Origin of the sequence: Arcobacter defluvii (assembly GCF_013201725.1) — a bacterium.
Taxonomy (GTDB): domain Bacteria; phylum Campylobacterota; class Campylobacteria; order Campylobacterales; family Arcobacteraceae; genus Aliarcobacter; species Aliarcobacter defluvii.
Genome location: NZ_CP053835.1, coordinates 820,058 through 835,053 on the forward strand (window position 1 = coordinate 820,058; position 14,996 = coordinate 835,053).

18 protein-coding genes are annotated in these 14,996 nt (G+C 24.4%); 17 read left to right on the forward strand and 1 reads right to left on the reverse strand.

The window, feature by feature from the left end:
* Positions 1-3 precede the first annotated feature (3 nt).
* The 16 genes from rffA (at position 4) to ADFLV_RS04205 (ending at position 13,486) form a co-directional block, all read left to right on the forward strand.
* On the forward strand, positions 4-1,134 hold the full coding sequence (rffA, locus tag ADFLV_RS04130; protein WP_129010983.1) for a dTDP-4-amino-4,6-dideoxygalactose transaminase: 1,131 nt from the start codon (positions 4-6) through the stop codon (positions 1,132-1,134).
* Complete coding sequence (locus tag ADFLV_RS04135) at positions 1,131-2,528, forward strand: lipopolysaccharide biosynthesis protein (protein WP_129010982.1); 1,398 nt, start codon at positions 1,131-1,133, stop codon at positions 2,526-2,528. Before rffA ends, ADFLV_RS04135 begins: the two co-directional genes overlap by 4 nt.
* A 2-nt stretch (positions 2,529-2,530) precedes the next feature.
* Positions 2,531-3,802: a glycosyltransferase gene (locus ADFLV_RS04140; protein WP_129010981.1), complete on the forward strand. Its 1,272-nt coding sequence runs from the start codon at positions 2,531-2,533 to the stop codon at positions 3,800-3,802.
* 76 nt (positions 3,803-3,878) lie between these two features.
* A complete protein-coding gene (locus ADFLV_RS04145) occupies positions 3,879-4,724 on the forward strand; it encodes a glycosyltransferase family 2 protein (RefSeq protein ID WP_129010980.1) in 846 nt (281 codons plus the stop codon).
* On the forward strand, positions 4,718-5,761 hold the full coding sequence (locus ADFLV_RS04150) for an EpsG family protein (protein WP_129010979.1): 1,044 nt from the start codon (positions 4,718-4,720) through the stop codon (positions 5,759-5,761). The genes ADFLV_RS04145 and ADFLV_RS04150 overlap by 7 nt, the downstream gene beginning before the upstream one ends.
* Positions 5,762-5,766: 5 nt before the next feature.
* A complete protein-coding gene (locus tag ADFLV_RS04155; RefSeq protein ID WP_129010978.1) occupies positions 5,767-6,756 on the forward strand; it encodes an acyltransferase family protein in 990 nt (329 codons plus the stop codon).
* Positions 6,749-7,648, forward strand: a complete 900-nt coding sequence (locus ADFLV_RS04160; protein WP_129010977.1) for a glycosyltransferase — start codon at positions 6,749-6,751, stop codon at positions 7,646-7,648. The genes ADFLV_RS04155 and ADFLV_RS04160 overlap by 8 nt, the downstream gene beginning before the upstream one ends.
* Before the next feature lies 1 nt (position 7,649).
* The gene (locus ADFLV_RS04165; RefSeq protein ID WP_129010976.1) at positions 7,650-8,537 is read left to right on the forward strand and encodes an NAD-dependent epimerase/dehydratase family protein; all 888 of its coding nucleotides are present in this window, start codon (positions 7,650-7,652) and stop codon (positions 8,535-8,537) included.
* A gap of 50 nt (positions 8,538-8,587) precedes the next feature.
* Positions 8,588-8,830, forward strand: coding sequence for a hypothetical protein (locus ADFLV_RS04170; RefSeq protein WP_129010975.1), 243 nt, complete (start codon positions 8,588-8,590; stop codon positions 8,828-8,830).
* The gene (locus tag ADFLV_RS04175; RefSeq protein WP_129010974.1) at positions 8,831-9,163 is read left to right on the forward strand and encodes a type II toxin-antitoxin system PemK/MazF family toxin; all 333 of its coding nucleotides are present in this window, start codon (positions 8,831-8,833) and stop codon (positions 9,161-9,163) included.
* Positions 9,164-9,236: 73 nt separating this feature from the next.
* Positions 9,237-9,488, forward strand: a complete 252-nt coding sequence (locus ADFLV_RS04180; protein ID WP_129010973.1) for a type II toxin-antitoxin system Phd/YefM family antitoxin — start codon at positions 9,237-9,239, stop codon at positions 9,486-9,488.
* Entirely contained in the window at positions 9,485-9,739 is a 255-nt protein-coding gene (locus tag ADFLV_RS04185; protein ID WP_129010972.1) for a Txe/YoeB family addiction module toxin, read from the forward strand. The genes ADFLV_RS04180 and ADFLV_RS04185 overlap by 4 nt, the downstream gene beginning before the upstream one ends.
* A complete protein-coding gene (locus ADFLV_RS04190; protein ID WP_129010971.1) occupies positions 9,739-10,701 on the forward strand; it encodes an MraY family glycosyltransferase in 963 nt (320 codons plus the stop codon). The genes ADFLV_RS04185 and ADFLV_RS04190 overlap by 1 nt, the downstream gene beginning before the upstream one ends.
* Positions 10,701-11,273: a dTDP-4-dehydrorhamnose 3,5-epimerase gene (gene rfbC / locus ADFLV_RS04195; RefSeq protein WP_129010970.1), complete on the forward strand. Its 573-nt coding sequence runs from the start codon at positions 10,701-10,703 to the stop codon at positions 11,271-11,273. Before ADFLV_RS04190 ends, rfbC begins: the two co-directional genes overlap by 1 nt.
* Before the next feature lie 9 nt (positions 11,274-11,282).
* On the forward strand, positions 11,283-13,025 hold the full coding sequence (pglF, locus tag ADFLV_RS04200) for a UDP-N-acetylglucosamine 4,6-dehydratase (configuration-retaining) (protein ID WP_129010969.1): 1,743 nt from the start codon (positions 11,283-11,285) through the stop codon (positions 13,023-13,025).
* Positions 13,026-13,087: 62 nt separating this feature from the next.
* Positions 13,088-13,486 (forward strand): type II secretion system protein, encoded by a 399-nt coding sequence (locus ADFLV_RS04205; protein ID WP_014473540.1) that lies wholly within the window; start codon positions 13,088-13,090, stop codon positions 13,484-13,486.
* A 7-nt stretch (positions 13,487-13,493) separates the two neighbouring features.
* Here ADFLV_RS04205 and ADFLV_RS04210 read toward each other — a convergent pair whose 3' ends face one another.
* Positions 13,494-14,297, reverse strand: coding sequence for a DNA ligase (locus tag ADFLV_RS04210; protein WP_129010968.1), 804 nt, complete (start codon positions 14,295-14,297; stop codon positions 13,494-13,496).
* Between the two features lie 135 nt (positions 14,298-14,432).
* Between ADFLV_RS04210 and ADFLV_RS04215 the strand changes: the two genes are divergently transcribed.
* Positions 14,433-14,990 (forward strand): adenine phosphoribosyltransferase, encoded by a 558-nt coding sequence (locus ADFLV_RS04215; RefSeq protein ID WP_014473542.1) that lies wholly within the window; start codon positions 14,433-14,435, stop codon positions 14,988-14,990.
* Positions 14,991-14,996: the final 6 nt, after the last annotated feature.

The following is a 14,996-nucleotide window of genomic DNA, read 5'->3' on the forward strand; positions in this document are numbered from 1 at the left end:
AAAATGATACCATTTAATAAACCACCATATACGGGTAATGAAGAAAAATATGTTTTAGAATCAATTAAAAGTAGTAAAATTTCAGGAGATGGGGAATTTACAAAACGATGCCATAAATGGTTTGAAGAGAAGTTAAATTGTAAAAAAGTTTTATTAACTACTTCTTGTACACATGCTCTTGAAATGGCTGCTATTTTATTAGATATAAAAGAAGGTGATGAAGTGATAATGCCTTCATATACTTTTGTATCTACTGCAAATGCTTTTGTATTAAGAGGCGCTAAAATAGTGTTTGTAGATATAAAACCTGATACCATGAATATAGATGAAACAAAAATAGAACAAGCAATTACTTCTAAAACAAAAGTTATTGTTCCAGTTCACTATGCAGGTGTTGCTTGTGAGATGGATACTATTATGGATATTGCAAAAAGATACAATCTTTTTGTAGTAGAAGATGCAGCTCAAGGTATGATGAGTACATATAAAGGTAAAGCTTTAGGTACTATTGGACATCTTGGTGCATATAGTTTTCATGAAACAAAAAACTATACAAGTGCAGGAGAAGGAGGACTTCTTTTAGTAAACGATGATAAATTTGTTCAAAGAGCAGAAATTATAAGAGAAAAAGGAACTAATAGAAGTTTGTTTTTCCGTGGTATGGTAGATAAGTATTCTTGGGTAGATTTAGGAAGTAGCTATCTTATGAATGATGTAAGTGCAGCATATCTTTGGGGAAATTTAGAAAAAGCAGATGAAATAAATCAAAATAGATTAAATACTTGGCAAAAATATTATGATGGATTAAAAATATTAGAAAAAAGAGGGATAATTCAGCTTCCGAAAATCTCTGAAGAATGTATTCATAACGCGCATATGTTTTATCTAAAAGTAAAAGATTTAGAGGAAAGAACAAAACTATTAGAATATCTAAAAGAAAATGGTATTTTAGCTGTATTTCATTATATCCCTTTACATTCTGCACCAGCAGGTTTAAAGTTTGGTGAATTTAATGGTGAAGATAAATTTACTACAAATGAAAGTGAAAGATTGATTAGATTACCAGTTTGGTATAAAATTCCAATTGAAGATATAAATATAATAATTAAATTTATATATAATTTTTACAAATGACAATTAAAAAATTTTTGGTTTTGGCTTTGGGACCAATTGGTGCAGCATTTTTTAGTTTAATTACTTTACCATTTATAGCTTGGTTTTTTAATGCAGAAGATGTTGGTCGATTTAATATGCTACAAGTTTTTTTAGGTTTAACTGTAACAATATTTAGTTTACAAATGCATCAATCATATGTCAGAGAATATTATGAAGAAGAAGATAAAGAGATGTTATTAAAAATGACTATATTGCCAGGTTTTTTTCTTTTAATCATTGCAATTATTTTATTGTTTATATTTTCATTTTCAATATCTAAAATATTATTTGATGTTGAATCTTTTGAAATAGATATATTAGTATTATTAACAGTAATTAGTAGTTTCTTTATAAATTCTTTTTCCCATGTGATTAGAATGATGGGAAAAGAATGGTTTTTTGCAATTAGTCAAATTTTTCCTAAAATAATTTTATTCATTTTATTAGGAGTAATACTTTTATTTAATTTTGAATATAGTTTTCTTATTCTTATGAACATCAATACAATAACTTTGGTATTATCTACTATTTTATTTATTTATTTATCTAATACTAGTTGGAAAATTTTTAAATTAAATAAGATTAATTTATTACTTTTAAATAAAATAGTTAAATTTAGTTTACCTTTAGTTTTAGGTGGATTAGCCTATTGGGGATTATCATATATAGATAGATTTTTCTTAAAGAATTATTCAGGATTAGAAGAAGTGGGTATTTATTCAATAGCATCAACTTTAGCTGGTGTTATTTCTATTTTTACAACAGTATTTGCAACTATTTGGCATCCTTTGATATTTAAATGGATAAAAGAAGGGATAGATCCTAAAAGAGTTCAGAATGTAATTAATATTCTTTTTGTTTTCATTACATTTATTTGGAGTATTTTTGGTTTGTTTTCATGGATAATTCCTATTTTTTTACCTGAAAATTACGAACTTGTTCAATATATAATTGTAGGTTGTACAGCAGGATCATTATTATATTTACTTTCTGAAGCTACTACAGTTGGGATAGGTATTTCTAGACGTTCTATCTTTTCATTATTGTCCTCATTTCTAGCTTTTGTAGTTAGTGTAATTTTGAATTATTTATTAGTTCCTTGTTTTGGTGGAATAGGCGCTTCTATATCTATCATGATTTCTTTTTATATATTTTTTATTATAAGAACTGAAGCAACAATTTATTTATGGCATTTTTTAGATAGAAAATTGATATATGCTATGTTATTTTTATATATATTAAATACGATTTTTATGTTAATTATAAAACCAAATTCTATGATGTATAGTATAACATGGATTTTTTTATTTATATTTTCTTTGATACCGTTTTATAAAACAATATACAAAATTATAAAAAATAGAGGAGTATAGTTATGTTGTTTATTTATAGTTCACTTCAATTGGGAGGGATAGAAACATTTATTATGCGAATGGCTAAGGCTAGATTTTTGATAGGTAAAAAGACTAAAGTTTTATTATTAGATAAAAAAATTAAGAATGATCACTATTTGATTAGTGAAACAGAGAAATATGCTGATATTTTTTTTCTAGAAGATTTTTACAAATATAATTTTAATAAATATTTACCAATTCATTTACTTTTAATAAAAAATATTAAATTTCAGGAATTATATTTTTTATTTAAGGATATATCTCAAATTCATGTTACAAATTCTATATGTGGACTTTTTTATAAAAAAATAGCCGATCAACTTAATTTGGAAATACCACTTACTATAGGAATTTATCATGCTAAAGAGTTTACTTGGTATATAGATAAGTTACCCTATTTTGAAAAGCTTAATAGAGAATTTTTTAGAAGAATACTTTCTTCTAAAGGAGTAATATTTTTTAATGAAATGCTTCCAAAAATTTATTCTAAATATTATAATATTTCTTTCAATGATTTAAATTTATTTCCTTTAGGTGTTATTGCAGATAATAAATATAATGTAGATCCAATTTTACACAAAGATAAACAAATTATAAAGATTGTATCTGTTGGACGATTAGTCAAATTTAAAACATATAATTTATATATGTTGGATATTATAAATAAACTTAAAGATAAATATAAAATAGAGTATCATGTATATGGTACAGGACCTTTGGATAAAGAAATGATGGAAAAAATAAGAAAGTATAATCTTGAAAACTATGTATTTTTAAAAGGGGAATTACCTTATTCACAGTTTTCCAAAACGCTTAAAGAATTTGATATATTTATCGGTTCTGGTACATCTATCGTAGAAGCTAGTTCATTAGGACTTCCCTCTATTATTGCAATTGAAACGAATATAGAGCCATTAACATATGGATATTTATCTGATATAAAAGGATTTACCTATCATGAAGATAATTTGTATGATAAAGTATCAGTAGAACATTTGCTAATAGATTTTTTTAGTTATAGTTCAAATAAAGTTACTGAGCTTAAAAATCTTCATATAAAATGGACAAAAAAGTTTTTAATGAATGAATGTGTAATTAATTTTGATAAAGTTGTTTCTATGAATGATAATTTTCTTAAAATAGATTTTAAAATGACGAATAGGGAATGTTATATGTATTCCCTAAGTTTTCTAGCTTTTGAACTTTATCATATGATAAGGGGTAAAAAATCTAGTCAAACTATATATAGTTAGATAGGGAATATTCAAATTATTTAATATAAAATATTTAAGTGTTTTACTTTTTATTTTTTTTATTTTAAGGCTTTAAATGTTATTAAATTTTTCATTAATTATTGCAACTTTGGGAAGAAAAAAAGAGTTGTTTGATCTTATAGATTCTTTGAGAAAAGGTGATTATTATACTAGTAAAATCCAAATTATAATTGTTGATCAAAACGAAAAAGGGTTTTTAGATAAACAGTTATTGTCAGAATACAAAGATTTAGATATAAAATATATCCATTCTGATACTAAAGGTTTATCTTTAAATAGAAATATAGGTTTGAAATATGCCACTGGAGATATAATATGTTTTCCTGATGATGATTGTAAATTTTATAATGATACTTTAATTGAAATATCAAACATACTTTTGAATCCAAATATAGATTTTTGCATGGGTCAAATTTATGATAGAGAAACAAAAAAAGATATAATTAAAAGATGGTCAAAAAAGGACTTAAAAGTAAATAGATTTAATTCATACTTTATAAATTCTTCTATTACAATGTTCATAAAAAAGAATTTGGTTTTAGATTTTGATGAAAATTTAGGCGTTGGTGCTAAGTTTGGTTCTTGTGAAGATGCAGATTTTATCTATAGAATTTTACAAAATAAAGCAAATGGCATTTATACTCCTAAAATAGAACTTTGGCATCCAGAACCAAATTATCAAGAGATATCTTTGGAAAAAGTAAAAAATTATGCTTCTGGATTTGGATATTTTATTAGAAAAAATATAGATACCATTAAAATTTTATTATTTATTTTATTGATTGGTAAAAAAATGATGCAATTTATCCTAAATATTTTTAAAAAAAGATTCCCAAAAGGATATTTTAAATCTTTTTTTAATGGATTATATATTGGAATAAAGGAATATAAATTATGCTAGCATATTTGGGAGTATACTTTTTCATAATATTTGCATTATTCTTGAATTATATGTATAAAACCAAGTATTTTATATATTTTACTTTTGTATTATTACTATTATTCTCATCTTTAAGGTTTGAAGTAGGTGCAGATTATTTAGTTTATTATGATATGTTTATTGATTTTAAAAAAAATATTGCATTATTTGATTTTGAACCTTTAAATATGTTGATTATAAATAGTGTAAATTTTTCTGATATAAATGTTTATTTTATTTTTTTTATTTATTCATTTCTAATTTTATGTGGAATTTATTATTTTATATTTAAATTAAGTTTATCAAAAGAAATATCAATAATTCTTTTTTTCTTAATAGGAATATTTTATCTATCTACTCTTAATGGAATAAGACAATGGGCTGCTATTTCTATGATATTAGTTGCAATAGTGAATATAATAAATAAACAAAATTTTAGAGGATTCTTTTTTATATTTTTGGCGATGATGTTTCACTCATCCGCAATAGTTTTATTTGTACTATTTTTTTTGAAGAGAAAATTTAAATTAACTACATTATTAATAATATTAATAATAGTAGTTATAGTTTCTGGGTTCTTAGTTGATGCTATAACTAATACAGGTTATCGAAGATATTTAATTGAAGGACTTTATACTCAAAGCGTAAATCTAATTCTACTATCTATATATATATTTAGTTTAATGATATTTCCTTTTTTATTTAAATATTTTAATAAAAATGTAGAATTATCCAATAAAATGGTATTTCTTTTAAATATGAATTTTGTATCAGTGTTAATTTTGGTAATAGGGTATATTTTAGAATTAAGTATGATATCTATAATGAGAATAAATATGTATTTTCAATTACAGATTATCATATTAATTCCTGAGTTTCTTTTAATTATAAAAAATAAATACATTAGGTTTTTATTACAGTATTTAATGATTTTAGTTTTATCTATATATTTTTTCTATACATTATTTGTTAATGGAGAACTATATAAATTAGTCCCATATAATACTTATTTAGGTTAAATATCATGGCAAAAATATCAAATAACTTCGACATCCTAAGACTTATATTGGCCATCTTAGTATTTTTTGCCCATTGGAACATTTTAACATCACAAGATATATCAAATCCACTTTTTAATCTTAGTGGATATGCTGTTCATATGTTTTTTATAGTGAGTGGATTTTTAATATTTTGGAGTTTTGATGCAGATCAAAACAAAAAGCATTTTTATATCAAACGATTTTTTAGGATATTTCCTCTTTATGCTTTTTTGATTATTTTACAAACACTGTTTTTTATAGGTTTTTCAGATGGAAGTACATTTGAGGTTATAAAGTATTTTATAGCAAATATATTCTTTTTAAACTTTTTAGCTCCATCGGTTGGTAGCACATTGAGTAGTTTGGAAGTAAATGCAATAAATGGAAGTCTTTGGACACTTAAAAATGAAGTGGTTTTTTATCTTATTGTTCCTTTATTGTTTATGTTCTATAAAAAATGGGGGGGGTACATTCTTTTGATACTTTATAGTTTATCTGTTGTATATATGTTTGCTGTGGATTATTTAGGTATAGAAAAGTTATTAGTTCAATTTCCAGCTCAAGTTCGACTTTTTATGGTTGGAATTTTACTGTATATACTATTTGATAAATTTAATAAAAACAATATATATTTATTAGCTATTGTTAGTTTAATTTTACTGATAGTTTTAAAAGACAATACATATTTTAACTATATTTTATACCCTTTTTGTATAGGTTTTATGATGATATTTTTAGTATATTTTGTAAAAAATATCAAAGTAAATTTTGATTTTTCATATAGTTTTTATATTTTGCATTTTCCAGTTATTCAGTTGGCTTTGTATTTTGAAATAAACCCTACAAATCCAATAATCTCTTTTGTAGTTTTATTTGCTGTGATTTTAGTATTGAGTTATTTTAGTGAAAAATATATAGAGAAAAGATTTATAAAAATAGGTAGAGAAATAGTAAAAAAGGATAGAAGTGAATAAAAAAATAGCAGTATTATTAGCTTCATACAATGGAGTAAAATATATAAAAGAGCAAATAGATAGTATCTTAAATCAAAAAGAAGTAGATGTTACTATATTTATAAGTGATGATTTATCTACAGATGGAACTATTGAATATTTACAAGATATTTATAAAGATTTTAAAAATATAGTTTATCTACCTAGTGGTTCAAAATTTGGAGGAGCTGGAAAAAACTTTTTTAGACTTATAAGAGATGTAGATTTTAGTTCTTTCGATTTTATCTCTTTTGTAGATCAAGATGATATTTGGTATGAAGATAAACTAATACGAGCTATTAAAACTATAGAAGAAAAACAAATAGATGCTTACTCTAGCAATGTTTTGGCATTTTGGGAAGATGGTAAAGAGATGGTTATAAATAAATCAAGCTCACAAGCTAGATATGATTATCTATTTGAGGCAGCTGGTCCTGGATGTACTTATGTGTTAAAAAAAGATTTAGCTATTTTTTTGCAAAAGTTTATTTGTGAAAATTGGGAAGATGTAAATAAAGTAGAACTTCATGATTGGTTTATATATGCATTTGCAAGAGAAAATAACTACAAGTGGCATATAGATGAAAAACTATCTATGAGATATAGACAACACACTTCAAATCAAGTTGGAGCAAATGATGGTTTGAAAGCCAAACTAAAAAGACTTAAAAAAGTTTTTTCATCTTGGTATAGAGAAGAGATAATAAAGATTATAAAAGTTTTAAGATTGGAAAATAAATATAAATTTTCTAAATATATTTTAAATAAGAGTTATTTGAATAATCTTTTGCTTTTAAAATATAGTTTTGAGTTTAGAAGAAATAAAAAAGAGAAATTATTTTTAAGCTTATTAATACTATTAGGAATTTTTTAAAATGAAAAAACTATTAATCACTGGCTCAAATGGTTTTGTAGGAAATTACTTTATAAATAAATATAAAAATAAATACGATATCAAAACATTCAGCTTTTTAAAAGATAATATTAATACTTTAGATTGTAATAATATAGATGTAGTTTTTCATTTATCAGCTTTGGTTCATCAAATGGGTGGAGCAAGTACTGAAGAATATGAAAAAGTAAATGTTATTCAAACTTTAGAGCTTGCAAAGAAAGCTAAAGAAAGTGGAGTAAAACATTTTGTATTTATGAGTACTGTCAAAGTCTATGGAGAAGAAACAAATAATGTATACACAGAAACTACTATTTGTAATCCAGAAGATGAATACGGGAAGAGTAAATTAAAAGCTGAATTAGAATTATCAAAACTAGAAGATGAAAATTTTAAAGTAAGTATTCTAAGAACTCCTATTATTTATGGATATGGAGTAAAAGCAAATATCAAAAATCTTGTAAACCTAGTAAATAAAATTCCAGTTTTACCTTTTGGTGGAATTTTAAATAAAAGAAGCATGGTATATATAGGAAATATTTGTCATTTAGTTGATGAAATTATTAGATTCCGTATCGAGTACGGAATGACAGGTGAAAATATATTTTTAGCTAGCGATGATGAACCACTTAGTACTTCAAGATTAATTGAACTAATAGCTAAAAATTTAGATAAAAAAATATATTTAGTCAAAATACCATTTTTTGAAAGTTTATTGAAGATATTAAAACCATCATTTCACAAAAGACTTTATGGAAGTTTAGAAGTGGATAATAGTATTACTAAAGAGAAGTTAAATTTAGTCAATCCTTATAGTGTAGAAGAGGGGATTAGGTTGATGATAAAAGAAGAAAAATATTATAAAAGTTAAATTATAGTATGATATAGAGTATGAATAATAGTAAGATAAAGGAGATGATAATGTTAAGAAAAACAGTAACAATAAATGACTCATTATATGATGTATTAAAATCAACTAATATAACAAAACAATATAGTTCTTTTTCAGAGTTAGTATCAAATGCTTTAGAGTTATTAATAGAAAAAAATAAAAAAGAGCAATATAAAAAGGCCATGATAGAAGCTTCACAAGATAAGCTTTATATTCAAGACATGGAAGATATTATAAATGATTTCAAATATGTTGATTTCGAAGAGAAATAGATGAATCAGTATGATATTTATTTAGCTGATTTAAATCCAATTGTTGGAAGAGAACAATCAGGAACTAGGCCAGTTTTAGTAATATCAAATGATTATGAAAATATTTTAGATATTATTACAATTATTCCCATAACTTCACTAAAAGATGGAAGAAAAATTTATCCAAATGAACTTTTACTAAAAGATGAGTTAGAGAAGCCTTCAATACTTTTATGCCAACAAATAAGGACTATTTCAAAAAATAGACTTATAAAAAAACTAGCTTCAATCTCAAGTATTAAAACACAAGAAAAGATTTTACAGATACTTTGTCAAAGATTTGAAAGGATTTAAGAATGTTTAGAACCTTGAAAGTAAATTCAATATGTCTTATGATATAATGTACAAAATAATGTAAGGAATAAATATGCAAGTAGTAAGTATGACAGAGGCTAGAAATAATTTCAAAGCGATATTTGATGCTGTTTATAATGATAATGATGAAGTAATTATTCATAGAAAAGGGAAAGAAAATGTCGTAGTAATACCTTTTAGTGAATACAATTCTATAAAAGAGACAAACTATTTATTAAGTAATAAGAATAATGCAAAAAATTTACAAGAGTCTATAAAACAATTAAGAGAAGGTAAAGTTATTCAAAAAGAGTTAGTTGAATGAATTTAATATTTTCAGATAAAGCTTGGGACGAATATATGTATTGGCAACAAACAGATAAACAAATTTTAAAGAAAATCAATCAACTAATAAGAGATATAAAAAGGGAACCATTTGATGGTATTGGTAAACCAGAACCATTAAAATATGAATTAAGCGGTTTTTGGTCGAGAAGAATAAGTGATGAACATAGATTAGTATATGAGGTTAGTGAAAGTTATATTGCTATAGTATCTTGTAGGTTTCACTACTAATGGTTTACATAATATTATTTCTAATTTCATTTTCTTTAACATATATTATAAAAAACTATATGATAAAAAAGTCATTGGTGGCAAGTGTAAATGAGCGAAGTTCACATACCATTCCAACTCCTCATGGTGGAGGAATAGCAATAGCTATTACTTGGTTTATAGGTTTATTTTATCTTTATTTTGCTGGGCAAATAGAACAAAATCTTTTTTATGCTTTACTTTTTGGAGCAGTTATATCTATAGTGAGTTTTTTTGATGATATATATGAATTAAGCCCAAAGTTAAGACTTATAGTCCAAGCTCTTGTAGCTATAGGTGGATTATATTTTCTAGGTGGATTTGAAACTCTTACTTTTGGAATTTTTAATATACAAAACCATATTTTTACAAATATTTTTGCTTTTTTTATGATAATTTGGTTTATAAACCTTTATAACTTTTTAGATGGTATAAATGGCTATGCTGGAAGTGAAGCGGTATTTTTAGCAGTAGCTGGATTTATTTTATTTGGTGGAAATCATTTTTTAGTTTTAGCTATGGCAGTTTTAGGATTTTTATATTGGAATTGGAACAAAGCTAAAATATTTATGGGAGATGTAGGAAGTACACTTCTTGGATATAATATAGCAATTTTTACAATATATTATACAAATCAAGAACCAACAAACTTTTGGGTATGGATTATTTTATTTAGTGTTTATTGGTTTGATGCAACTTTGACTTTAATAAGAAGAAAATTAAATAAAGAAAAACTCTCTCTTGCCCATAAAAAGCATGCATATCAAAGACTTACCCAAGCAGGATGGAGTCACTATAAAGTGACGAATTATTCTATTGGATTAAATATATTATTATTAGGAATTGTATATTTCCTACCAAATATTTTAGTAGCAATTATTGTATCTTTGTTAGTTATAATCATAGTTATGAAATTTATAGATAATAAAAAGAAGTTTGAATAATGACATATAAAAGACTTGAAATACCTGAGTTAGTGCTATGTGAACCAACTTTCCATGAAGATAATCGTGGATTTGTTTTCGAATCATTTAAAAAAAAATCTTTTGACGATTTTTTAGGATTTAAAGTAGATTTTTCTCAAGATAATATCTCTTATAGTAAGTATGGAGTTGTAAGAGGACTTCATACAAATACTTATGAATTTGCCCAATCAAAGCTGATAAGTGTTTTAAAAGGTAAAATCCTTGATGTAGCAGTTGATTTTAGAGTAGGAAGTCCAAGTTTTGGAAAAGTAGTAAGTGTAGAGTTAAATAGTGAAGAAAATAAACAACTTTTCATACCAAGAGGTTTTTTACATGGTTTTTCAGTTTTAAGTGAAGATGCACTTGTTATGATAAAAATTGATAGATATTTTGCAAGTGGTGAAAGTATAGGTATCAGATATGATGACAAAGATTTATCAATTGATTGGAAAATAGATGAAAAATTTGTTATTTTATCTGAAGCTGATAAAAAATTATCAAATTTTAAAGACATAAAATCACCATTTGTTTATGGTGAAAATTATTATTAGAAGGCTTTTATGAATTATCTAAGAGATAAAAGATTTTTAGGGATTATAGCAACGATTGTTATATCAATTTTTTCATTTTTTTTGGTTACATTTTTGTTAGCCAAAGGTGTTTTTTTAGAAGCTTTAATCATTATTCTTATTTTTAGAGTGATTGCATCATTTTTATTTTTTGATGATTATAAATTATCTTGGTCAAAAGCCTCTACAAAAACTGGACTTATGAAAGTTATACTAGCTGTTATAAGTTTTGTTGTTTATATGCCTATCTTGTATTATTGGTTTAAAATACCTTTTAATCTTATGTTTATTGATTTGATATTTTATACTTTTATAGTAAATATTTTAGTATATGTTTACAAGTATTATCATACAGTTGGAAGAAATCAAAAAACAAAAAAACTTGTGATATATGGTGCAGGAAAAGCTGGTTTGCAACTTCAAAGAGAATTTTTAAATAGTGAGTATCATTTAGTTTGTTTTATTGATGATGATGAAATCTTACATCATAGAAGTATAGATGGTATTTCTATTTATTCTCAAGAAAAATATTATAGTTTATTTCAAGAAGAAAAATTTGATATGATGGTTATAGCTATGCCATCTGTCTCAAAAGATAGAATAAAAAATATTTATGAAACTATGCAAGGAAACTTTGATAGAATCAAAATCCTACCAAGTATTCAAAATATCTTGAAAAAAGAAGAGTTTACAAAACAACTAAAAGATATTTCAGTTGAAGATTTACTTGCTCGTCATCCAAAAGATTTGGATAAAAAACAAATAGAAAATTTTATAAAAGATAAAGTAGTCCTTATAACTGGTGCAGGTGGAAGTATAGGAAGTGAGATAAGTAGACAATGTAAAGCTTATGGAGCAAAACAATTAATACTTTTAGATCATAGTGAGTTTAATCTTTATTCTATTATGGAAGAATTAAAAGATGAAAATGTTATTCCAGTTATGCAAACAGTTAGAAATTTTGGTTTTATAGAAAATACTTTTGAAAAATATAAACCGCAGATTGTTATTCACGCAGCTGCTTACAAACACGTTCCTTTAGTTGAACACAATATTTTAGAAGGTATTTCAAACAATATAATTGGAACTAAAAATTGTATAGATTTATCTATAAAATATGGAGTTGAAAAATTTGTATTAATCTCAACTGATAAAGCTGTTCGTCCAACAAATGTAATGGGAACAACAAAAAGAATTTGTGAATTATATGCTCAAAATGTAAATGCAGAAAATACAGAAATAGTAGCAGTTAGATTTGGTAATGTTTTAGGAAGTAGTGGAAGTGTTATTCCAAAATTCAAATCTCAAATAGAACAAGGTAAAAATATAACTGTTACTCATCCAGATATTACAAGGTATTTTATGCTTATTCCTGAAGCTTGTGAACTTGTACTTCAAGCAGCAAGTATTGGAAAAGGTGGAGAAATTTTTATACTTGATATGGGTGAACCTATAAAGATAGTTGATTTAGCTAAAAAAATGATAGAACTAAGTGGAAGAAATGAGATAAATATTGAGTTTTGTGGCTTAAGACCTGGTGAAAAACTATATGAAGAATTATTGATAAATGATAGCGATCAAAAAACAAAGTATGAATCAATCACAGTTGCAAGCCCAACGAATTTTGATATAAATAAACTAAATCAAAAAATTGATGATTTACTTGTTTGTGATGATAAAATAGCAAAATTAAAAGAAATTGTTCCAGAATTTAATCATCAGCTTAATAATTAATAATATTATCTTAAGAAACTATAACTTATAATCTTTTAAATTATTATTTAAAGGATTTAGTTATGAAATCGGCCTTTTCTTTACTAGAATTGATTTTTGCGATAGTTATTTTGGGGATTATTGCATCTTTTGCTGTTCCAAAATATATGGATACAAAAGATAGTGCTTTGGTATCAACTATAAAAAGAGATATAAATACAGCTATAAATTCTATTCAAAGTTATTATTTATTAAATCAAAAGATAGAAAAAATAAGTGATACTATGAATGTAAATGATACAAACTGGACAATTGCTGATTTAAAAATGACTGATAAAAATTCTTGTTTAAGTTTAGAAGTAAAAACAGATTCAAATAGTACAAAAACTTTAGAATTAACTATTGATGATACAAAAGATACAACTATTTGTAAAAAGATTCAAAATTCAGGTTTAGTAAGTAAAACTTATGAATTGTATTAAAAGAGTTTTACTCTTTTTTTCTAATTCTTAAAAAAGAGGCAAATTTTGGTTTGTTGTTTTTTGTAAATCCATAATATTTAAAAGTTATGATTTCACCAATTTTTGGTGGGTTAAGTCTTTCTTTATTTGAAAAACCACCGCCAAGATTGAAAACTATACCGTTTTTTAGTTTTATAACTAAACTTTTAAAGTTTTTCTCTTTATTATAATTATGACCTATTACAACTCCCTCATCATCGAAAAATGTTTTTACTTTTAAAATATTATTTGTTCTTCCATTTTCATAGTTTAAATATGGATTTTTTAAAATTATTCCTTCTGCTTTTTTATTTACTAATTCTTCTAAATATTTATTTAAATGTTTTTTATCTTTACAAATTATTTGAGGAATAATTTTTATGAAATTATTTGGATTTTTATTTAACCAAATTTTTATTTTTTCTAATCTTTTATCAAAATTTCCTTTTATATTGGGGACTTCAAAGATATTATACGTTATTTGTTGCCAATCTTTTGATGGATTTGTATCAAGAACTATATTTTGAATATTCTCGAAATCATCTCTTTTTGTATAAAGTTCCCCATCTAGTTCAAATGGTGGAAAATTTTTTGTAAACCAAATTGGTGCATAGATTTTATTTCCATTTTTACTAAGTAGTTCTTTACCATTCCAATAAGCTCTAATTCCATCTAATTTTTCACTCATATACCATCCGTTTATTTGATGTTTAGTTTCATCATAAATATTTGCTTTTTGTAAATCTAGTGCATACATTGAGATATTTAGTAAAAAGATAAGTATAAGTTTCATTTTTAAATCCATTAAATAATATAATTTATTATATTTATAATATTCTTAAATATTTGAAAAACATCATAAAACCATAATAAATATTTAGCTAAAATAATCCACTTTTCAGAAGAAATAGATATAAAAGGACTCAAATTGGGTGAAAATAAGATATTAGATGAAAATAGCAAAAAGATATTATTAGATTCAATTAGAAGTGTAAAAGATTTTCCAAAAGCGGGCATTGTATTTAAAGATATTACGACTTTATTAAATAACAAAGATGCATTTAAACTTTTGATGAATCACTTAGAAGATAGATATAAATCTTATAATTTAGATTATATTGCTGGAATTGATTCAAGAGGTTTTATATTTGGTTCAGCTTTAGCAGATAGATTAGGTGTTGGTTTTGTTCCTGTTAGAAAAAAGGGAAAATTACCAAACACAACTGTTTGTGAAAAATATGAGTTAGAGTATGGTTTTGATGAGGTTGAATTACATCTTGATGCTTTCAATAATCAAAAAAATGTAAATGTTTTATTAATTGATGATATTATTGTAAGTGGTGGAACTGCATACGCAGCAGCAAATTTAATAAAAAAACTTGATGTAAATTTAGTTGAAATGTGTTTTTTAATGAATATTCATATTTTAAATGGTGCAAAAAAATTAAGTGAAGTTGCACCTGTATATTCTGTATTAGAAATTTAATAAAAA